Annotated in this window: 21 protein-coding genes and 1 tRNA gene; 10 read left to right on the top strand and 12 right to left on the bottom strand. The window is 66.2% G+C overall.

Features of this window, described 5'->3' with window-relative positions; translation table 11 throughout:
* Window positions 1-22 precede the first annotated feature (22 nt).
* Window positions 23-1126: a M24 family metallopeptidase gene (locus tag ACT4ML_RS12875; RefSeq protein ID WP_444721237.1), complete on the bottom strand. Its 1104-nt coding sequence runs from the start codon at window positions 1124-1126 to the stop codon at window positions 23-25.
* A gap of 150 nt (window positions 1127-1276) precedes the next feature.
* On the opposite strand from ACT4ML_RS12875, the gene ACT4ML_RS12870 reads away from it, so the two are divergent.
* On the top strand, window positions 1277-2155 hold the full coding sequence (locus ACT4ML_RS12870; protein ID WP_444721236.1) for a cytochrome oxidase assembly protein: 879 nt from the start codon (window positions 1277-1279) through the stop codon (window positions 2153-2155).
* A 33-nt stretch (window positions 2156-2188) separates the two neighbouring features.
* Here ACT4ML_RS12870 and ACT4ML_RS12865 read toward each other — a convergent pair whose 3' ends face one another.
* Window positions 2189-2680, bottom strand: a complete 492-nt coding sequence (locus ACT4ML_RS12865) for a metal-dependent hydrolase (protein WP_444721235.1) — start codon at window positions 2678-2680, stop codon at window positions 2189-2191.
* A 146-nt stretch (window positions 2681-2826) separates the two neighbouring features.
* Between ACT4ML_RS12865 and ACT4ML_RS12860 the strand changes: the two genes are divergently transcribed.
* On the top strand, window positions 2827-3459 hold the full coding sequence (locus ACT4ML_RS12860; protein ID WP_444721234.1) for a uracil-DNA glycosylase family protein: 633 nt from the start codon (window positions 2827-2829) through the stop codon (window positions 3457-3459).
* Between the two features lie 10 nt (window positions 3460-3469).
* On the opposite strand, the gene ACT4ML_RS12855 is transcribed toward ACT4ML_RS12860, so the two are convergent.
* Entirely contained in the window at window positions 3470-3775 is a 306-nt protein-coding gene (locus ACT4ML_RS12855) for a cupin domain-containing protein (RefSeq protein ID WP_444721233.1), read from the bottom strand.
* 192 nt (window positions 3776-3967) lie between these two features.
* On the opposite strand from ACT4ML_RS12855, the gene ACT4ML_RS12850 reads away from it, so the two are divergent.
* Window positions 3968-5329: an NAD-dependent succinate-semialdehyde dehydrogenase gene (locus ACT4ML_RS12850; protein ID WP_444721232.1), complete on the top strand. Its 1362-nt coding sequence runs from the start codon at window positions 3968-3970 to the stop codon at window positions 5327-5329.
* Window positions 5330-5506: 177 nt separating this feature from the next.
* Window positions 5507-6664: a multicopper oxidase domain-containing protein gene (locus ACT4ML_RS12845; protein WP_444721231.1), complete on the top strand. Its 1158-nt coding sequence runs from the start codon at window positions 5507-5509 to the stop codon at window positions 6662-6664.
* A gap of 33 nt (window positions 6665-6697) precedes the next feature.
* On the opposite strand, the gene ACT4ML_RS12840 is transcribed toward ACT4ML_RS12845, so the two are convergent.
* A complete protein-coding gene (locus tag ACT4ML_RS12840) occupies window positions 6698-6961 on the bottom strand; it encodes a MarR family transcriptional regulator (RefSeq protein WP_444721230.1) in 264 nt (87 codons plus the stop codon).
* Window positions 6962-7936: a transcription initiation factor IIB gene (locus ACT4ML_RS12835; protein WP_444721229.1), complete on the bottom strand. Its 975-nt coding sequence runs from the start codon at window positions 7934-7936 to the stop codon at window positions 6962-6964.
* A gap of 194 nt (window positions 7937-8130) precedes the next feature.
* Here ACT4ML_RS12835 and ACT4ML_RS12830 point away from each other — a divergent pair, with 194 nt between their 5' ends.
* Both ACT4ML_RS12830 and ACT4ML_RS12825 read left to right on the top strand, forming a co-directional pair.
* On the top strand, window positions 8131-8553 hold the full coding sequence (locus ACT4ML_RS12830; protein ID WP_138245094.1) for a DUF5830 family protein: 423 nt from the start codon (window positions 8131-8133) through the stop codon (window positions 8551-8553).
* Between the two features lie 62 nt (window positions 8554-8615).
* A complete protein-coding gene (locus ACT4ML_RS12825) occupies window positions 8616-8897 on the top strand; it encodes a hypothetical protein (protein WP_444721228.1) in 282 nt (93 codons plus the stop codon).
* Window positions 8898-8994: 97 nt separating this feature from the next.
* Here the strand turns inward: ACT4ML_RS12825 and ACT4ML_RS12820 are convergent, their stop codons facing one another.
* Window positions 8995-10170: a DUF7115 domain-containing protein gene (locus ACT4ML_RS12820; RefSeq protein WP_444721227.1), complete on the bottom strand. Its 1176-nt coding sequence runs from the start codon at window positions 10168-10170 to the stop codon at window positions 8995-8997.
* 189 nt (window positions 10171-10359) lie between these two features.
* Between ACT4ML_RS12820 and ACT4ML_RS12815 the strand changes: the two genes are divergently transcribed.
* Window positions 10360-10510: transfer RNA gene (locus ACT4ML_RS12815), tRNA-Met, on the top strand.
* A 322-nt stretch (window positions 10511-10832) separates the two neighbouring features.
* Here the strand turns inward: ACT4ML_RS12815 and ACT4ML_RS12810 are convergent.
* Window positions 10833-11138, bottom strand: a complete 306-nt coding sequence (locus ACT4ML_RS12810) for a hypothetical protein (protein ID WP_444721226.1) — start codon at window positions 11136-11138, stop codon at window positions 10833-10835.
* Window positions 11139-11256: 118 nt separating this feature from the next.
* Between ACT4ML_RS12810 and ACT4ML_RS12805 the strand changes: the two genes are divergently transcribed.
* Window positions 11257-11568, top strand: coding sequence for a hypothetical protein (locus ACT4ML_RS12805; protein ID WP_444721225.1), 312 nt, complete (start codon window positions 11257-11259; stop codon window positions 11566-11568).
* 3 nt (window positions 11569-11571) lie between these two features.
* Here ACT4ML_RS12805 and ACT4ML_RS12800 read toward each other — a convergent pair whose 3' ends face one another.
* The 5 genes from ACT4ML_RS12800 to ACT4ML_RS12780 all read right to left on the bottom strand — a co-directional run bounded on the left by ACT4ML_RS12800 (window position 11572) and on the right by ACT4ML_RS12780 (window position 17906).
* The gene (locus ACT4ML_RS12800) at window positions 11572-12828 is read right to left on the bottom strand and encodes a hypothetical protein (protein WP_444721224.1); all 1257 of its coding nucleotides are present in this window, start codon (window positions 12826-12828) and stop codon (window positions 11572-11574) included.
* Between the two features lie 276 nt (window positions 12829-13104).
* Window positions 13105-14202 carry a glycosyltransferase gene (locus tag ACT4ML_RS12795; protein WP_444721223.1) on the bottom strand — a complete coding sequence of 366 codons (1098 nt, stop codon included), beginning with the start codon at window positions 14200-14202 and terminating at the stop codon, window positions 13105-13107.
* Entirely contained in the window at window positions 14203-15186 is a 984-nt protein-coding gene (locus ACT4ML_RS12790) for a glycosyltransferase family 4 protein (protein ID WP_444721222.1), read from the bottom strand.
* 86 nt (window positions 15187-15272) lie between these two features.
* On the bottom strand, window positions 15273-16133 hold the full coding sequence (locus ACT4ML_RS12785) for a hypothetical protein (protein ID WP_138245101.1): 861 nt from the start codon (window positions 16131-16133) through the stop codon (window positions 15273-15275).
* A gap of 129 nt (window positions 16134-16262) precedes the next feature.
* The gene (locus ACT4ML_RS12780) at window positions 16263-17906 is read right to left on the bottom strand and encodes a sulfatase (RefSeq protein ID WP_444721221.1); all 1644 of its coding nucleotides are present in this window, start codon (window positions 17904-17906) and stop codon (window positions 16263-16265) included.
* Between the two features lie 336 nt (window positions 17907-18242).
* On the opposite strand from ACT4ML_RS12780, the gene ACT4ML_RS12775 reads away from it, so the two are divergent.
* The gene (locus ACT4ML_RS12775) at window positions 18243-19262 is read left to right on the top strand and encodes a lysylphosphatidylglycerol synthase transmembrane domain-containing protein (protein ID WP_444721220.1); all 1020 of its coding nucleotides are present in this window, start codon (window positions 18243-18245) and stop codon (window positions 19260-19262) included.
* A 63-nt stretch (window positions 19263-19325) separates the two neighbouring features.
* On the top strand, window positions 19326-19820 hold the full coding sequence (locus ACT4ML_RS12770) for a metal-dependent hydrolase (protein WP_444721219.1): 495 nt from the start codon (window positions 19326-19328) through the stop codon (window positions 19818-19820).
* Window positions 19821-19826: the final 6 nt, after the last annotated feature.

Here is a 19826-nt window from a genome sequence, read left to right as displayed (position 1 = left end):
CGTCGTCTCGTCGGCTCCGTCGCTACGCCTCGAGGTCGAGGATTCCGTGGCGCTCGAGTTCGAGTTCCCGATCGACCGCCTCGACGGTCGTCGTCGGCCACCGATCCGTCGCCGTCAGCACCTCGATCTCGTCGTCGGTGACGAGTGCGGTGTCTTCGCTTTTCGCGCCCTGGACGGTCGGATTCCACGCGTAGGCCATCGGTACGTTGACGGGTGCGTCGTGGTCCGGTGTGGCGATCCACTCCCGGCCAGCGAAGCCGGCCGCTCCGCCCTGATGGTGGTGCTCCCACTCGCCCGCGTGGCCGACCGCGTCGTAGGCGTCCTGCACGGCGGCGAAGACGTCGCCCGCGTCGCCACCGTCTTCGGCCGCCGCCTGCGTCGCCGCCAGCGCCGTCGTCTCGACGCGCGCGGCGGCCTCGTGTCGGTCCTCGAGCCACGACGGGGGATCGAAGGCGACGGTCCGGGTACAACTGGCGTGAAGGCCGGCCCGCTCGGCGGTGACGGAGACCAGCGCGTAGTCGCCGAGCTCGGCCTCGGTCGGCGTGTAGTGGCGGTACTGCTGGGCGCGTTCGGAGCCGCCGACGAGTACGACGGGCGCTTCGATGTCCCGCGCCGAGAGGGCGATCCGCAGCGCCGACGCCACCTCGTGTTCAGTGTCCTCGGACTGGAGTTCCCGGCAGACCGATTCGACGGCCGAGGCGGTCTGCCCGCCGAGTTCGCGATAGCGCTCGCGGTCGCGCTCGGTCAGCGGCTGGCGCACCGTCGTCGGATCGACCCGCTCGAGGCCGGGCATCTCGATATCGGCGGCGGCCCGCTCGTCGCTGGCGACGCGCTCGGCGACGGCCTCGGCCAGCGACGACGCGTGCCACGGGAACCGCTCGATCGACACCTCGCTCGCCTCGAGGTCGGGCAACTCCTCCGCTTCGATGCGGTCGGCTTCGATGTTGTTCGTCACGAGGCGGACGTCGGTGCCGTCGTAGCCGATCGCGGCGACGCCGGTGTCGCTCTCGCGGTCGATCACGCTGTTCCCGCCGGTGAGCCACGCAAACGAGTTCGGCCGGGCGAACCAGACCGAATCGAGGTCGTGGGACTCGAGGACGGCCTCGAGTCGCTCGCGTTTGTCCATGTCGTGTGCTGGCGTGGGGTGTTCTTGAATGCGGCGAACGCCGGGTCGTCGCCGAGCGGTAGGGCACGGGCCGCCGAAACGCTCACTGCGTGGCGACCGGGTGACTCGGTCAACATAAGTACGGCCCGTCCTAACTGCCGCTGAACGCCCGTGTCGTACGATAATCACGCGCCCGACTCGAGACTGCGATCGTTGATCGATCGGTTCGGCTTTCGGCATCTGCTGACCGTCACGCTCGTCATGGTCGCGGCGACGATCCTGCTGGGTATCGCCGCGAAGGCGACGGGTTCAGGGCTGGCCTGCGAGGCCAACTGGCCCCAGTGCGACGCCGGGCCCTACAACCTGTTCCCGGGGAGCCTGCCGAGTTTCTACGAGTGGTTCCACCGCTTCATCGCGATGTTCGCCGGCTTCGCCATCATCGGCTCCGCGCTCGCGGCGTGGCGACTCCCCGACATCGACCGGCGGGTGACCGCACTAGTCGTCCTCGGGATGGTCCTGACGCCGGTACAGGTCGCGCTCGGCCGCGAGACCGTCACGCAGTACACGATGGACATCCTCTCCCTGCACTTCTGGACGGCGGTTCTCATCTTCACCCTGTTCCTCGTCGCCACCGTCCTAGTCTGGGCCCACCGACTGACCGGCTCTCACGTCACCGGCGCGCTCGCTGTCGGCATCGTCGCGCTGCCCGCACACGTCGCGCTCAGTCCCGTCGTCGGCTCCGAACTCTCGAGCTATTCGCCCACCATGCAGATGGCACAGTACGGCGTGACCCTCACGCTCTTGGGCGCGGCGATCGTCGCGACGATGATCGGCCGCCGTCGCTTTGCGGGCCGCGCCGTGGCCCCGCTGCTCGCGGCACCGCCGATCGTGATCGCCGTCCTCTTTTTCGGCCGGCAGGCCGTCGACCCCGCGCTCGAGGTGCCCTATCTCGTCGCCGCGGTCGCGCTCTTCGTGACGTTCGTCGCCGGGATCGTCCTCACTCGCGGCGCGGACGACTCGAGCGGAACGGCCGACGCGCTCTCGCCGTAGGCCCGCCGAATCGTCCCAATTCTCGGATCGAACTCAGCCGAGCGTGACGACGATGAGGGTCCCGACGAGGACGGCCCCGACGCCGAGTCCGAACAGACCGTAGTTGGCGAGGGGGTTCGCCGCCGTCGTCAGATCGACGGAGTAGCGCCGCCGTGAGAGCGGCCAGAACGGTCGGATGCCCATCGGCGTCAGCGCGTCGACGACGAGGTGCGAACCGATCGAGACGAGACCGATAAGAAAAGCGAAGGTGACGAATCCAGCGTCGGCAAAGGCCGAGGACGCATCGACGAGGACGGCGGCCAGGGCGGCGAGGCCGGCACCGACGAGTAACGCGAACGGAACCGTGTGGGTCGGGCCGCGGTGCTCGATCAGCGGGAGTCGGTGATCGAAGTCAGGAAGCGTCGACAGCCCCACGCAGACGAGGCCGCCGACGATCGCGACCGGCGCGTGTCCCCACAGGGAGACGACGGTGCCAACGGGCGCGTACGCCAGAAGCGCACCGCCGTAGTGCCCCTCCTGATACATATAAAACATTATCTATACGGCTGAATATAAACCCACCGTCATCGGATCGGCCGTCGAGACCGGCCGAGAGGCGGGAAACGGCGACTCCGCCGGAGCAGTCCGCCGCGACCGCTAGGGTTTTGACCGCCGCTCGCTATCTCCCGTGCGTGCAAAACGTCACCAACAGGACGAGCAACCCGTTCGGACTGCGACCGCCGTTCGATCGCTCCGATTCCGGCGACCGGCCGGCCGCGTTCGGCTACGGTGACGCCAACGCCGACTTCCACGTCATCGGCGACTTCCCCGGCGTCCACGGCGGCGAAACCAACGGCATCCCCTTCACCGAAACCGAAGCCGGAGCCGCCGTCCAAGACGTCCTCCGCGAGATCGGTTTCGCGAGCGGGCCGCAAGACGAACCCGTCCTCGAGAACTGTTTCTGGAGCTACGTCCACATGTGCAGCCTCCCGGACGGGGAACGGCCGACCGACGAGGACTACGCCGACCTCGAGCGCTTCTTCGACGCCGAACTCCGCGCGATCAACGCCCACATCCTCCTCCCCGTCGGGGCTCGCGCGACCGATCACGTCCTCCGGGAGTACACGACCCAGCGCCGACGGTTCGACCTCGATATGCCATCGCTTCACGCCCGCGACATCCGCGGCCGCGGGTTCATGGTCGTTCCCGTCGCGGACCCGGTCGAGTGGACCGACGGCGACCGCGAGGCGATCGTCTCGAAACTCGAGGCGATACTCGCGAGCGATTACCGGCAGACGAAAGGCGTCGCGACGTTGGTCGGCTGACGGCGGGCCGTTACGACTCCGTTTTCGGCGCGAAAACCACGAGCGCCGTACTCTCCTCGACCGCGTAGGGCGACACGTCCTGATCGCCGTCGAACCGGACGACATCGCCCGGCTCGAGGTCGTAGACCGCCTCGCCGAGCGTGAGTTCGACGGCACCGGTTATGACGTGGATGACGACGTTCGACTCCGGATGGCGGTGTTTCGGGACCCGCTCGTCCGCGTGGAGTCGCAGTCGCACGGTCCGCGGGGTGCGGTCCTCGAACACCTCGGCGTGGGGCGCTTCCTCGAGCGTCTCCAGCGACGTGACTTCGGGCATACGCGAACGGTGGGGGTACGCGGGCATGTAACTTGGAGCGAACAGGTTCGGTCGAATCTGATCGGGAGCGGATGCGAGTCACTCGAGCGGACAGTACCAAATCGTCCTCAGGTCAGAAATACGAGGCCAGTTCGAACTGAGTTACAACTATTCGGGAAAAGTTAAACAAGGTATAACGAATAACGAGTATGCATGGAGGTCGTCAATCCGGCCACCGGCGAACGAGAGGAAACGGTCGAGGAACACACCGAGGCGGACGTCGAGGCGGCCCTCGAGCGGGCGACCGACGCCTTCGCGGAGTGGCGCGAGCGACCGATTCGCGAACGCGAGGAGTTGCTCGCGGCGGCGGGGGACGTGCTCCGGGAGAACAAACGCGAGTACGCCGAGACGATGACCCGAGAGATGGGGAAACCGATCTCGCAGGCCATCGGCGAGGTCGAGAAGTGCGCGTGGGTCTGTGACCACTACGCCGAACACGGCAGCGCCTACCTCGAGGCCGACGCCCATCCGAGTCCACCCGGAACAGACGTGAAGACGGTCTACGACCCGCTCGGACCCGTTCTTGCGGTGATGCCGTGGAACTTCCCGTTCTGGCAGGTGTTCCGGTTCGCCGCGCCGCATCTCACCGCGGGGAACGTTGGGCTGCTCAAACACGCCTCGAACGTCCCCGGCTGCGCGCAGGCGATCGAGGACGTGTTCCGGAAAGCCGGCTATCCCGAGGACGTCTTCCAGTCGCTGCTGATCCCGTCGGATCTGGTCGCCGACCTCATCGAGGACGACCGCGTCGAGGCCGCGACCGTTACCGGGAGCGGCCCGGCGGGCCGTGCTGTCGCCTCGACGGCGGGCGAGCAACTCAAGAAATCGGTCCTCGAACTCGGCGGGAGCGATCCGTTCGTGGTCCTCGACGACGCCGACGTCGCGGACGCGGCCGAGACGGGCGCGTGGGCGCGCAACCAGAACGGCGGGCAGTCCTGTATCGCCGGCAAGCGGTTCCTCGTCCACACCGACGTCTACGACGAATTCCTTGAGGAGTTCGTCGCGGAGGTCGAATCGCTCACCGTCGGCGACCCGATGGACGAGGCGACCGATATCGGCCCACAGGCGCGCGCGGACCTCATGGCGGACCTCCACGAACAGGTCGACGCGAGCGTCGAGGCCGGTGCGGCGGTACTCACCGGCGGGGAACCGCTGGACCGCGAGGGTGCGTTCTACCCGCCGACCGTGCTCGCGGACGTGCCGGCGGACTGTCCGGCCGCCACCGAAGAACTGTTCGGGCCGGTCGCCGCCGTCTTCGAAGTCGATGACGAAGACGAGGCCGTCGCGAAAGCGAACGACACCCGGTTCGGCCTCGGCGCGAGCGTCTGGACGACCGACCGCGAGCGCGGCCGGCGTCTCGCGCGGGACATCGACGCCGGCTGCGTCTACATCAACCATCTCGTCAAGTCCGACCCGCGAGTCCCCTTCGGCGGCGTCAACGACTCCGGGTACGGCCGCGAACTCGCACGGGAGGGGATGCTCGAGTTCGTCAATCGAAAGACGGTCTGGGTCGAGTAACGATCCGCCGACCCGGCTTCGGAACCCGAATTCGGGGTCCGTCGCGGACATCTTTCTGGCGCTCGAGGCGCAGCGTCCGTCATTTAAGTAGTATCGGTGAACATGTTCTCGGGACTTCCCGATTCCTAAGAACCTGCTCTACCCGTTATACACGGGGCCTTCTTAGGACCAGTTGTCATGAGTGATCGTATCGGCGCACCCGGACTGGGGCTATCGCGACGCGAATTCGTTGCTGCGACCGGCGGCGTAGCGGCACTGACCGGACTGGCCGGCTGTACGAGTCAGGGATCCGAGCAGCGTTCCCAGCCGGAGGAATCCGACGAGGGGTCGACGGAGTCGTCGGACTCCGACCTCCCGTGGACGAGTGCCCCGGAGGTCGTCCAAGTCGACGAACAGGGCGGCAGCGTGACGCTGCAGTCGGTGACGTCCCGACACGCCGTCCACCCGATGGACTCGATGGGCGGCCCGGTGGAACTCCCGCAGGTCTGGGCGTTCAAGGCCGACGACGGTAAGCCGAGCGTTCCGGGGCCGATCCTCCGGACGACCGAAGGCAACGACATCGAGGTGACGCTGGACAACACGGGGAACCCGCACCCGCACACGCTACACTTCCACGGCGCGAAGAAGACCTGGGAGAACGACGGCGTCCCCACGACGACCGGTATTCGGGTCGACGGCGGCGAGAAACACACGTACACGATTCCCGCAAACGTCCCGGGTACGCACCTCTACCACTGCCACTACCAGACCCATCGCCACATCGACATGGGGATGTACGGCATCTTCCGCGTCGATCCGAAGGGGTACGAGCCCGCGGACAAGGAGTACTTCTTCACGCTGAAAGACTGGGATTCGCGGGTGAACCGTCAGATGGCCGGCGAGGACGTCGACTACAGTCCCCGCAACCGGAACCCCGACGTGTTCACCATCAACGGGAAGAGCCTCCCACGGACGCTCCACCCCGAGGAGGGATCGCCGATCATCGTCGACCACGGCGACACCGTCCGTCTGCACATGGTCAACGCGGGCTACATGTCCCACCCGATGCACACGCACAACCACCGGTTCCGGCTCACCGAGAAAGACGGCGGGCAGATCCCCGAGGCGGCCCAGTACGAACAGGACGTTACCAACATCGCGCCCGCGGAACGCCACACCGTCGAGTTCGAGGCCGACGCCGACCCCGGCATCTACCTGATGCACTGTCACAAGGTCGACCACGCGATGAACGGCAACTCCTACCCCGGCGGCATGGTCAACGGCATCGTCTACCGCGACGCGATGGACACCGACATCTTCGCCAACCTCATGGAGTACGCGGGCTACGAGGGCTGATCGCAGAAAACACCGACGCGTCACCGACCGCGGTTACGACCGACTTTCCGTTTCCGTCGAGACGGCCGACTCGCCGGTCGCCGGTTGCGCGTCATCGACCCGCCGACGCCCGGCCGCGGTGATCTCGTACCGACGACAGCCGACCGAACGGACGTTCTCACCGTCGCGAAGGCGGTCACAGGCCTGTTCGACGGTTATCGGATGTTCGTCGATCACCGCGGCGAGATCCACCACGTAGCGAGGCGACTCGTCCGCGAGCGCGTCGAGGACGGTCCGCTCGAGTCGTTGTCGAGACATCTATCGATCGTGAACCTCGCCGTAAGCGTCCAGTAACTCTCGGTATCGGTTTCGGACTGTGACCCGACTCACGCCGGTCTCTTCGCCGATCCGTTCCTGCGTGAGTCGTTCGTTCGTGAGCCGCGCCGCCCCGTAGATCGCCGCCGCCGCGAGCCCGGCCGGGCTCCGGCCGCTGTGGAGGCTCTGTGCTTTCGCCGCCTCGAGGATCTCCCGGGCCAGCCGCTCGGCGTCGTCGCTGATCTCGAGTTCCGAGGCGTACTGCGGGAGGTAGTGGATCGGATCGGCGGGTTCGATCTGGAGCCCGAGTTCGCTCGAGAGATAGCGATAGGCTCGCTGAATGGGGAGTTTCTCGACGCGACTCACCGATGTGAACGCGACCAGCGTCCGCGGCGTGCCGTGTTGTCTGGCGGCCGCGTACAGGCAGGCGGTCGACATCGCCTCGATCGAGCGGCCGGGTAACAGTCCCTCGTCGACGGCGCGGCGGTACAGGACGCCGGCCGTTTCGCGACACGGCTCCGGCAGTCCGAGCGCCGACGCCATGCGTTCGATCTCACCGAAGGCCTGTTTCAGGTTCCGTTCGGCGGCGTCTTTCGAGGTGAACCGTTCGTTCCACGTCCGCAACCGCCGGAGCTGTTCGCGCTTGCGGCCCGAGATCTGATTGCCGTAGGCGTCCTCGTCTCGCCAGCCGATCGTCGTACTGAGTCCCTTGTCGTGTCGGAGGTTCGACACCGGCGCACCGACCCGCCGTCGGTCGTCGGCATCGTCGTCGAGGCTCCGCCACTCGGGACCGTAATCGATCGCATCCGCGTCGAGGACGAGTCCACACTCCGTACACGTCCGTTCGCCGTGTTCCTCGTCGCGATGGACCGACCCGTCGCACTCCGGACACTTCGAGCCCCGCCGCTCAGGAGCGATCTCGCGCTCTCCGTTCCGGGTCGATTCCCCAGCAGCCGTACCGACGATCGTCTGAGTCATTGGTTCTGTCTCCACCGGGGCCCCACCCCGGTCGCGTGTGATGTCTTCGCTTGGACTGGAGGGAAGCGAAGGTATCAACGAACGGCGGATTCCCAGCGCGTGGGAACGGACGACGCGCGGCGACGACCCCGGAGCGGTGGCGAGCGGATTCGGGAGGAGCAACGTTTATTCGCCCCGAGACGACAGCACAGACAATGACTCGCGACGGGGACCGGACCGAAAGCGAACGCGAATCCGGCGTCGACACGGACCTCGAGGCCGACGACGACCGCGTCGAGCTCGGTCTGGCGCTGCTCGCCCGCCTCGAGCACGAATCGCTCTCGCTCGCCGACGCCGTCGACCGGATCGAGACGGTCACGGCCGATCCGACGGTAACTCGAACGATCCTCGATCAGGCGGAACTCCGCGGGATCATCGAACGCGAGGACGGCATCGTCCGCCCGAAGAGTTCCCAGTACGTACGCTTCGAACGTGACGTCATCACGAAAGAGGGAGAATTCTCCTGTCGGCGCTGTGGCTCCGGGCTGTCGACCGGCTACTTCATCGACCTCGAGGCCGGGGAACTCGGCCCGTTCGGGTCCTCGTGTATCCGCAAAGTGACCGGCCGGGACGGGTAGAACGGGCTCGACTCGAGTTGCGATCCCGCCATTTTTATAACCATATCAACATATTCCGCGGTATGAAGACGGATACCGACGGCGACGCCGACCCCGGTGACGTCCACGGGCTCACGCAAGGCGAACTCTACACGGTACTTCGAACCGCGATCACGGACGCGTTGCTCGACGTGCTCGGAACCGTCTTTCTGCTCGCGATTGCCTTACTCTTCGTGGTCACAGGCGTGCACGGACTGCTCGTGGGACCGTCTCGGACTGGCGTCGTCGTCGGCACCGTGTTCGTCGCTCTCGGTGCCGCGATCGCTGCGGTCGCACTCGACTACGTCCCGCCGTTCAGCGAGTGACCACCGGGAGTCCGCGGAGATGACGGTCCACCGAGCCGACAATCGTCCGTTCGAATCCGAAGAGAGAAAGACACGGACTCCGCCGCTCCCGTGATCGCTATCGGCCCTGCCGGAGTTCCGCGATCAGCTGATCGATCGTCTGTTGCTGTTGCTCGATGATCTCGCTTTGCCGTTCGACCGCGTCCTCGAGCGAATCGAGTCGCTCCAGCAGTTCGGGGTCGGTCTCGGCCGCGGGTGCCGACTCGGGAGTCGCCGCTGGCGTCGAACCGGCGTCGGCAGGGGCCGACGGCTCCGTCTCAGCGACTTCCTCGAAGACGGACCCGGTCTCCGCTTCCGTACTCCCCGCTGCGGTATCGGGCTCAGTGGCGTGCTCGTCCGTTTCCGCGGCCGCTCGAGCCGACGACGACTGGACCGACTGCCCGTCGCCCGCGTCGGCGCCCGCCGTCGCCGCTTCGGTGGTCGCGACATCGTCCGTCGCCCCGCCCGCGAGCGGATCGGTCGATCCGGTTTCCGCCGTCTCGGTCGTCTGTTCGGCAGTCACGTCGCGATCCTCGGGTTCGGGCGGGTCGGCATCGAGCGGGTCGACGCCGCCGCCGAAGTCGACCGACCCGCCGCTACTGGTCGGCTCGTCGTCGACGCCGATCCGCTCGTTGAGTTCCTCGAGCGAGCCGACGTCGTGGTAGTCGAACAGCGCCCGCTGGAGCCGTTCCCGGAGATCGTTCGCTTCCTCGTTGGGGGCCTTGATCCGCTGGGGCCGGCCGTTGGCCGTGAGGACGATCTGGGTGGCGACGCTGCCGTCCTCGAACGAGAGGCTGGTCACGTCGTCGAAGTGGTACTCCTCGAAGTCCTCGTCCCAGACCGCACCACCGATGTGTTTGACGAGCCGATCGCTCGTGATGATCAGCGTCAGTTCGCTGAATCGGTAGGGCTTGATGACCGTCTCGCCGGGCCCGGTGATCTCGTTGCCGTTCAACACGCCGGCGAGGACGGGATGTAACACGTCGTCGGTTTTCCCCGCGGGCACGGCAAAGGATCGCTCGCCCTCGAGTGCGTACTCGAGGGTGAATTTCGTCTTGCGCCGTCCCTCGGAGAGGGTCAACCGATCGGCGTCGTGGGGGTATTCGTCGGCCGATTCGTCGCTCAGGAGACCGTCGGCACGGTAGACGATCGTCCTCGTGGGGGTGATGAAGAGTTCGTCGTCGCTGCCGAGAGAGACCCGCGCGGCGATCTCCTCGCCATCGAGAGTAGAGTGGACGATGCCGGGAACGCTCATGGGGCGCTGTTCGTAACACCGTTTGATAAAGATTGCTAGCCCGCACCCGCGGTTCCGTGCGAGTCACGCGAGAGCACTGGCCCTGTCACTGAGTCCCCCGTAGCGGCGGGCGATCGCTCCGTGGGTCCGCGTTGCACAGCGGATCCGAATACAAAGGTTAAAGAAACGGACCGCACTACTCGTAACCGAGCCCGGGTGGCTTAGCTGGACATAGCGCCGCACTCATAGGGTTCAGAGATTCGGTGCGGTTTCGCCTTGGAAGCCTCCGTGTCCCTCGAGGACTGCCGAGCCTCGGACCTGGGACATGCGGAGATCGAGGGTTCGGAGCCCTCCCCGGGCACTGGCTTTCTACGCGATGTCACGAACGGAGTGAGTGACGAGTCTGAAAGCCAGTGCCCGAGATGGGGCGGCGAACCCGTAGGTCTTGCGCGAACGAAGTGAGCGCAAGGCAGGAAAGACGAACGGAGTGAGTCTTTCCGTGGTTCGGAGCCCTCCTGAACGTGTTTCCGATACCCGTCCTCGGTTGAAGACGAGTGGCGACATCAGGGTGCCCGGAGAGGGCACCATACCCGAGCTCCGTGCTCGCTGGCGTTCTATGCAACGAATTCGTACAGTGAACTCCCGTTTCAACTGGCTTCTCGCTCGAGAGACCCTAAATGCGATCAGGAGCCATCGGCGGCGTCCCAATCGGTCCTGCAGTCCTCGGGTCGGACCTCTCGGATCGCGTCCATCCCCTCGCTCGGAATGTGTTTGAAACAGCGCGGTTCATGCTCCGTTTCCGCGATCCACGCCGCCTCGTCGCCACAGACCGCACAGCGAGGTGCGCCGGCGACTCGCAGCGCGTACCACCAGCGGAGCCGCTCGAGCCGATCCGTGACTCCTGTCCTCACTCGAGTTCGAAGGCGTGACAGGCGGCTTCCGGTCCCGATCACGGTCTCTCCCTCGAGTCGATCGTCGTCGGCAGCCATGGGGTGACAATCGTGTCGCGTGCGGGTTACGTCTTCGCATGCGATCACGGGTGGGCGGCCGCGGCCGATCGGTCGAACCAAAAAGCGTATTCCACCGCTCCCGAAGCAGTGGGACAGAGTGAGTCGAGCGAAACCCGATCGAGCCGCCACGGCCGTCGAGAGCGGGACCGAGACCGACGGCGACGACCGCCCGGTCCTCGAGTCGCGGCGCCGCCGGTTGCTCGCCTACTGCCGACACAACGGGGAGCGAATCTGTCGCGATACGGCGGTGCTCGTCGCGTGGGCGCTCGTGATGACGATCTGGATACAGGGCTTTGGCGTCCCGCGGTGGCTGTGCTACGTCGTCACGTTCGTCGGCGTCGTGGGCTACACACAGGCGACGACGCAGTGGTCGCGGCCGTATCGGAGTCCCGACGATCTGGAGCACTGACCGTTACAGAAATCGGAGCAGCGGCACGAGGAGCGTCACGACCCAGAGGAGCGTCCCCATTCGCACGAAGCCGTGGTCTTCGGGGTCGATCCGTTCCGCGTGTGACGCGCCGACGGCGATGAAGCCGAGCGCGATCGCCGTCGAGAACCGGTGGACGAACACGTTGACGGGCAGTCGCGTCACCCCGAGCAGGGTGTAATCGAGCAGGATCGCCGTCGCGAACCCGACCGAGGCGGCGGCGAATGCTGTCGACCGATCGAGCGGGCGCGCGAAGGCGTACGTACAGACCGGTAATCCGACGGCGATCAGCGGGTAGAACGCGCCCGCGACGAGCCGCGGGTCGATATCGCCGAGTCGCGACTCGAGGCCGACCGCGCCGAATCGAACGAAGAGATAGAGCCCGATCAGCGACCCGGCCAACAGGAACGCGTGGCGAACGCGCGGAGCGACCAGTTCTCGAGGCGCGGTCCGCGAGGCGACGCGGCCGACGAGCATCGCACCCGAGAGGACGGCGACCGTCTCGAGGGGCACCGGCGGGTCGTCACCGTCGGTCTCGAGGTCGACGATCGCCACCCAGCCGTCGGAGTCGAAGCCGCGGCCGTTGCCCAGATGCTCGCGCGAGACGGTCGAGACGGACCGGCGGTCCATGAACTCGCGTTCGACGTATCGCTGTGAATTCTCGGCGCTGGTGACCGTGTGACTGAGCCGGAACCAGTCCCAGTGTTCCTGATGGGCCTGCATCGCCGTCCACTCGTCGCCGTCGCGGGGAGATTCGTAGGCCCGAATGTGGTGGCGCGAGCCGAGGTAGTCGCCGTCGTGTAACTGGTAGCTCTCGTCGAGCCACACGCCGTCGGTCGGGTCGTCTTCGGCGGCGACGTAGACGTATCGGGTCGAGCCGTCGGCGCGCCCCCACGACGTCGCCGTGCCGGCGGGTTCCTCGGCTACCGCAGTTTCGTTTTCCGTCGCGGTCGTGTCCTCGCTCGCCGTGCCGACGTCCTCCTGATCGGGTCTGGTCTCGTTCCAGTCGCCGCGGCTCCGTTCCTCCAAGTGACGGCGCGTCTCCGCGGGATCGCCGGCGGCGATGACGTTGATCGCGAGCGTCCGCTGCTCGAACGTCGTCGCGCTGCTCGTGTACGGCCACAGCGACGAGTTTCCGTCGACGGTGACCAGTTGTTCCTGCCGGTCGACTGCCGGGTCGGCCGGCGGAGCGGAGGTACTCGCGGTCGACCCGAGGACCAGCACGACGAGAACGAGGGCCAACGCCCCGAGAGCGATCAGCGTCCGCCGATCGATAGCCGGTCACCTCCGTCGGTGCGTGTTCGAGATAGCATGGTGGCAAACGACGGGTCGATCCCGTCCGTTGGGTTACGTGGCAGGCTAGACGGTTCGTATATAGGTCTTCTCCTCGGTCGCGTCAGCCCCTCTGTCCGTGAAATTCTCGATAGTATAGCAGTCGATCAGACAGAACGGTACTGCCGCTTCTGATCCGATTCGCTCGAGCGTCCCGAGAGAACAATGCGACCGCCGAGTATCGCCTCAGCCCCGCTCTTCCTCGGGGAGTCCCCACGGACTCTCGACGACCGTCGCGGCCTCGTCTTTCGACAGCGGCACGTTGTGATACAGCTGCTCGAGGTTGGTCATCGTGTACTCGACCGAGTAGCGTTCGACGGCCGCTCTGGTCTCGTAGTCGGTCGCCAGCGACGTTTCGATCGCCTCGACCATCGAGTCGAGATCGCCGTACTCGAAGCGCTCGCCGTTGTCGGAGCCGATCGTTCGGTCGAACGGCGGCGCGTCGGTAGCCGCGACGGGGGTCCCGCAGGCGTTGGCCTCGAGCGTCGAGAGCCCGAGGGTGTCCGCGGTCGAGGCGGTGACGAAGGTATCGATCGAGGAGTAGAAGGCGGGTAACTCCTCGCGGGGGAGGAACTCCCGGATGTCGACGTTGTCGGGCGCGTTTCGCTCGAGGGAGTCGCGATAGGGGCCCTCACCGACGATGACGAAGTCGTATTCAGGGAGTTGCTCGGCGGCCCGGAGGATCTCGTTGACGTTTTTCTCCATGCTGAGCCGCCCGCTGTAGCCGATCACTGTCCGGTCGGGATACCAGTCTTCCTCGGTCGGCTGGAAGAAGTCCATATCTATCCCGACCGGAAGCTGGACGTGTTCGACGTCGCGGTCGATCCGCTCCGTCGACGCGGTCACGATATCGAAACTGCCGAGGAAGCTGTTCTCGACGGGGACGTACAGGCTCGAGAGGAGGTTCGCGACCGACTCGAGTTTGATGCTCTGGTGGAAGTACTCCTCGAGCGGCGTGTGGTGGGTGTAGATCGTGGGCAGGTCGTGTTTCCACGCGTAGTAGCGTCCGAGGATGCCGATCGGCGCGGGGCCGTGACAGTGGACGATGTCGAGGTCGGGCAGCGTCGAGGTGCGTTTGGTAAGCGGGATCCGGTAGCCGGCGTAGAACGGGTTCGGGAGCGATGTGACCGGGATTTCGCGCTCGCCCGGTTCGTAGTCGCCGTCCGGGTAGATGACGTACACCTCGTGGCCGTTCCGTTCGAGCACTTCGCGCCAGAGTTTGATCGTGTACGTTACGCCGTCGATCTCGGGGAAATAACTGTCAGTAAAGAATCCGATTTTCATTCAGGCCACCTCCTCGTACAGCGACTGATACTGGTTCGCGACCGACGACAGCGAGAACGCCTCACTGCGGTCGGCCGCGTTCGCTCCGAGCCGATCCCGGAGCGCGGGGTCGTCGAGCCGTTCCAGCGCGTCGACGAACCCGTCCGCGCCCGAATCGGCAACCTTCAGACAGTCCTCGCCGTCCTCGAGCCACGAGAACGTCTCGATGTCCCGGACGACCAGTGGCTTCCCGGCGGTCATCGCCTCCAAGAGCGCGATCCCCTCGTTTTCCTCGTGCGTCGGGAAACAGAAGATGTCGCCGGCCGCGTACGCGCCGCGGATGTCGTCGACGTAGCCGGTGAACGTGCAGTTGTCCGGTGACTCCTCGATCAGTCTCGTCGTTTCCCGCCCCTTCAGGGAGAGGTCGAGCGGGCCGAACCACGCGAAGTCCAGATCGGGTAGCCGACGGGCCAGTTCGACGAACGTCTCGAGGCCCTTGCGCTTGATGACGTGGCCGACGAGGAAGACGGTGGGCGACTCGAGGTCGTAGCGCTCGCGGTACTCGGCTTCAAGCGACTCGAACCCCTCGAGTTTCTCGCGGTCGACGCCGTTCGAGATCACGGTCGTCGGCACGTCCGCGTAGGTGTCGATCAGCCGGCGGTTGTACGCCGAGGGACAGACCAGCGCGTCGGCAAGTCCGTAGGCCCGCTCGAGGTACGGTCGCAGCGGTTTGGCGAGCGCGTTCGTAAATCGGAAGCTATCCCCGAAGTCCTCGGCGGTGACGTGGGTGTTCGCGACGACGGGAACACCCCGAGAGCGAGCGCGTTTGGCGTACCAGACGGATCGGGGACCCATGAGGTTGCAGTGAAAAACGTCGGCCTCGAGCGTCGGTTCCGTCGTGTACCGAAGGTCCAGTCGATCCAGCATCTTCCGCTGGTGGACGACGGACTCGCGGATCCCGCCGGTCACGTGGTCCTCGAACTCGAAGTAGTGGCTGATCTTCATACCGGACTACACCAACCGTAACGACCGTCTGACACTCGCGGACCCGGGACCGAATCGAGGCTCGCGACGGTCGGTCGATTGCGCCGTTACTCGACTTCGAGCCACGGTACCTCCATCAGCGGCGGGATGTGCGTCTCGATGTGGTGTTCCCAGACGCCCTCCTCGCCGAAGGCTTCCCCGTGGTCGGCCGTCACGACGACGCGGCCGTCCAGTTCGTCGACCAGTTCCGAGACGGACTCGAGTGCGATCCGCAGGTTCTCCTCGTACAGTTCCAGGGCCGCCTCTCGAGTCCCGTTCTTGACGAGGTCCGCGGGGTCGAGCTCGAGCCAGAGCCCCGCTTTCTGGGCGAGTTCGCTGCCCTCGAGTTTGTCTTCGACTTTCGGCCGAATCGTATCGCCGAGCGACGAGAGTGCGCCGCCGCCATCGGTTTCGGCCTTTTCGGCTTCCTCCTGTTTGCGGATTCCCTTCTGGATCTGCTTGAGCTTCTGGCCCTTTCCGCGGGAGAGGTAGGGCGCGTGTGGCTGCATGTAGTGGAGCACCGTCCGGTCGGCCTGCTCGACGGCCTCGGTATTGTTCCGGAACGCCTCCGCGATACTCTCCGGTGGCACCGTCCCCAGATCGTCGTCCCAGCCGGTCTTCCAGACGTCGAAGACGTCGCTGATGTGCTCGGTCGCCGACCACTCGTAGTCGCAACTGGCCCCCCATTTGAGTTCGTTCAGTGGGATACCGAGATCGTTAATAAACGGGTTCCCTGAAAAGTATGCGATATCGTGATCGCCGGTAAACGTCCGGTAGGCCCACTCCGGGGTCGACGATCCCACGCTCCAGCGTTTTTCCAGCGTCCCGTCGAGATACTCGTCATAGACCTCGCTGAACACGTCGTACCGACACGCATCCAGCACGAGACAGTAGTCCCACTCCGACTCGAGGAAGTGCTGGTCCTCCATTAGTTGCGGTACCTTTCGAGTCGACCACTGTATTCTTATTGGTTCCTGAAGGTCACCGGAACCGACTCGCTCGAGCCGGCGGATCGCCACGCTTGCCCGGGGTTTCGTCAGCCGAGCCGAGGACGACGTTCACTCCAGATAGCCGAGTTCGCGGAGCCGATCCTGCGTCGCTTCGTCGGCCTCCTCGAGCGCGTCCGTCGCGTCGGCGTCGGTCTCGGTCGGGTCGTCCCACGCGCCGCCGACGGCGTCCTCGAACCGGGCGAGCGCCCGTTCGGTGGCCGCGACGAGCTCATCGTCGGCGGGATCGACCGGCGACTCCTCGCTCGGATCGTCGTCGAGTCGGTAGCCCTCGTTCGGGACGAGATCCGCGCGAACGTACTTCCGGTCGGTGCCGCGTGCAGCGCGCAGCCGCGAGTAGGCCCGGTGATCCGCCGGCAGCGTGACGCCGGCCTCGCTCGCCTTCTGCTCCAAGTGGTGGAGTTCGATGACCGGCTGGGCGTACTCGATAAACGCGTAGTCGGCGTCGCCGTCGGCCTCGAGGACGGCTCGCTGGCCGGGGTCCGGATCCGAGACGCCGTCGAACGCTCGGTACTCGCTCGAGAGCAGCGACCGCGTGGGGTCGAGGGCGACGGGGCCGTCGTCCCCGCCCGCGCCGACCGCGGCGTCGGGATCGACGGCCAGCGCGTCGAGCGTCGTGTGATAGCAATCGAGCAGTTCGACGAGATCGTCGCGCCGCTCGGCCTCGAGGGAGGGGTGTTTCACCAGCAGCGGAACGTTGACGAGTTCGTCGTAGAGCGCGAACTCGTGGCCGTAGAGGTCGTGTTCGCCGTGGAGTTCGCCGTGATCGGCCGCAACGACGACGGTCGTCTCCTCCCACTGGCCGGTCGCGCGCAGCCAGTCGAATAGACGTCCGAGTTCGGCGTCCATATGCGCGATTTCGGCGTCGTACAGCCCGCGGATGTCCGCCCACTCCTCGTCGTCGATGTCCCGAACGCCGGCGTTGTACTCCTTCGAGTTCTGGCAGACCGCATCGGGGTCGACGCCGGGAGCGAACGCCTCGCGGTACTCCTCGGGCGGGTAGTACGGCAGATGCGCGTCCATCAGATTGACGAACGCGAACCAGCCGTCGTCGCTCTCGCTGTCGTCGATGAAGGACTTCGTTCGGTCGATGACCGACGGCGTCTTCGTGTCGGCCCCCTCGCCGCTGGCGAGTTTCTCGTGGGCCATCGCGCCGAGCCTGACGAGTTTGGACGCCATCTCTCGGAGGTACTCGTTGTCGTTGATCGCCTGCCACGCGCTGGCCAGCGGCCCCGAGAGGACGTCTCGAGGCAGGACCTCGAAGAACGAGTCGTGGGCGTCGAAGCCGTCGGTCAGGCCGGTGTAGGGGGTGATCCAGGCGTTCGAGGAGAAACACGCCGTGTCGTAGTCCGCCGCCGACAGCACCGACGCGAGGGTTGTGACGTCGTCGAGGTAGGGACTTCCCTGATCGGCCCCGTGCTGGCTCGGGTAGAGGCCGGTAAACAGCGAGGCGTGGACCGGCAAGGTCCACGGCGCGGGCGCGACCGCCGACTCGAAGACGGTCGCCTCCTCGGCGAACGCCGAGAGTTCGGGCGTCGTCCCCCGCTCGTAGCCGTACGGCCCGAGACGGTCCTTCCGGACCGTATCAAGGACGACGAAGAGGACGTTCGACTGGCGGGTGCCGGGTTCCGTCTCCGTCGCCGTCCCCGCCCCCTGCACGGCTGGTGTCTCGCGAGCGGTCGACCGTGAGCCCACCCCGTTACTGCATCGGAGAGCGGGCGCTGACGGGACGGCAGAAGAGTTCAGGTGACTCACTGGGTGCATTCGACCGGGCGCACAATTTGTTATGGAGCCGGTACGGTATCGGACTCGTCTCGCCGGCGCCGTAGTGAGTCATTGAACGGGATACCCTGAAGGGAGGGGCCGTCGATAGCGGAGACGAGACCGGCTTCTCGGAACGGCTCGAGGGGGCCTGTCCTACCGGAGAACCGAGCGTCTCGATCGCCCGAAACGGCGGATCGCGATAGGCGACCGAGCCCGCTCGCCGCGATCGATCAGACGTTTCAAGTCGACTGAGATTCCATACCAGCCATGGACGAGCGAAACCGGCGCACGTTTCTCATCGGTGCCTTCGGTGCCATCGCGGTGTTTGCCGTCCTCGTGTTCATCGTCGGCGCGCGCTCTATCCTCGACTCCCTGCTCTCGGCGCGGCCGTCGCTCGTCGCGGCGACGTTCGCCCTCGCGCTCTGTTGGTTAGCCGTCTGGAGTCTGATGCTCCGGACCGTTCTCGGGACGCTCGGCGTCGAGATCCCGCTCGGCAAGTCGTTTCTCGTCTATGCCGGTGCCGTCTTCGCCAACAACGTCACCCCGTTCGGACAGGCCGGCGGCGAACCGATCGCGGCGCTGCTCATCTCGAAGGTCTCCGGCTCCCGCTACGAGACCGGTCTCGTCGGGATCGCGAGCGTCGACGTCCTCAACGTGATCCCCTCGATATCGCTCGTCTTCGTGGGGGTCGGCTACTACGCGACCACCGCCGCCGTCGGCGACCGCCTCGAGACGGCCGTCGGATCGGCCGTCGTGCTGATCGGCGGCATCCTGCTCGTTATGGGCCTCGTCTGGCGATACCGCGAGACGATCATCGACCGACTCCCGGCCATCATCGCGCCCCGCCTCGGCAGGCTCGGCCTCGAGCGATTCGACTCGGAGACGCTCGAGGACGACCTCGCGGACCGAATGGGGCGGTTCTTCGAGAACATCGAGCGGATCGCGACGGACCGCTGGCGACTCGGTGCCGTGGTCGGACTCTCGCTGTGTGGCTGGCTCTTTCAGGTGGCCGCGCTGCTGGCGGCCTTCGCCGCCCTCGGCCAGAGCGTCCCGCCGTACGTCCTGCTGTTCGTGATCCCGCTCGCGAACATCGCCGGTGCGGCCCCGCTCCCGGGCGGGCTCGGCGGCATCGAGGCCGCGTTCGTCACGCTGCTCGTTCCGACGACGGGTATCGAAGCGTCGATCGTCACCGCGGCCGTCCTGATCTTCCGCGGCGCGGTCTACTGGATGCCGATACTCGTCGGCGGGGCCTCGGTGTCGGCGTTGGGGATGCGAAACGTTCTGTGAGTCGGCCACGCCGGCCGAGCAGTTAATCCGTCCGATCCCCGAGTGAGAGACGACTCGAGACCGATGTATCGAGACGGCCACGCCGGATTCAACGCGCTTCTGTACGCGCCGTTCGTGCCGCTGGTGAGCGCGTCCTACTCGCTCGAACTGGCGCTCTGGGGCGCGGTCCTCGCGCTCGCGGCGGCGAACCTCCCCGATATCGACCAGAACGTCGAGCGGATCGACCACCGCGGCCCGACCCATACCGTCTGGTTCGCTCTCCTGTTCGGCTCCGTGGCGGGGATCGGTACGGTGCTCGTCGCGCACTCGAGTTTCGGGGCGGACGGCGGCTTCGGGTTCGGATTCGGCTTCGTCGTCGGGACCTGCGGGATTCTCGCACACCTCGCGGGCGATATCGTGACGCCGATGGGGATCTCGCCGTTCGCGCCCGTTTCGCGGGTCCACGTCACGCTCGAGTGGTTCAAATCGAAGAACGGCCGGATCAATCGCGCGTTTCTGCTCGCCGGCTCGGCCGCGCTGGTGGCGTCGCTGTTGCTGGCAGCCGCTCACCCGGTGTGATGGCGG

Origin of the sequence: Natrinema sp. LN54 (assembly GCF_052439245.1) — an archaeon.
GTDB classification, from domain to species: Archaea; Halobacteriota; Halobacteria; order Halobacteriales; family Natrialbaceae; genus Natrinema; species Natrinema versiforme_A.
This window is presented reverse-complemented; position numbering and strand designations above follow the sequence as displayed.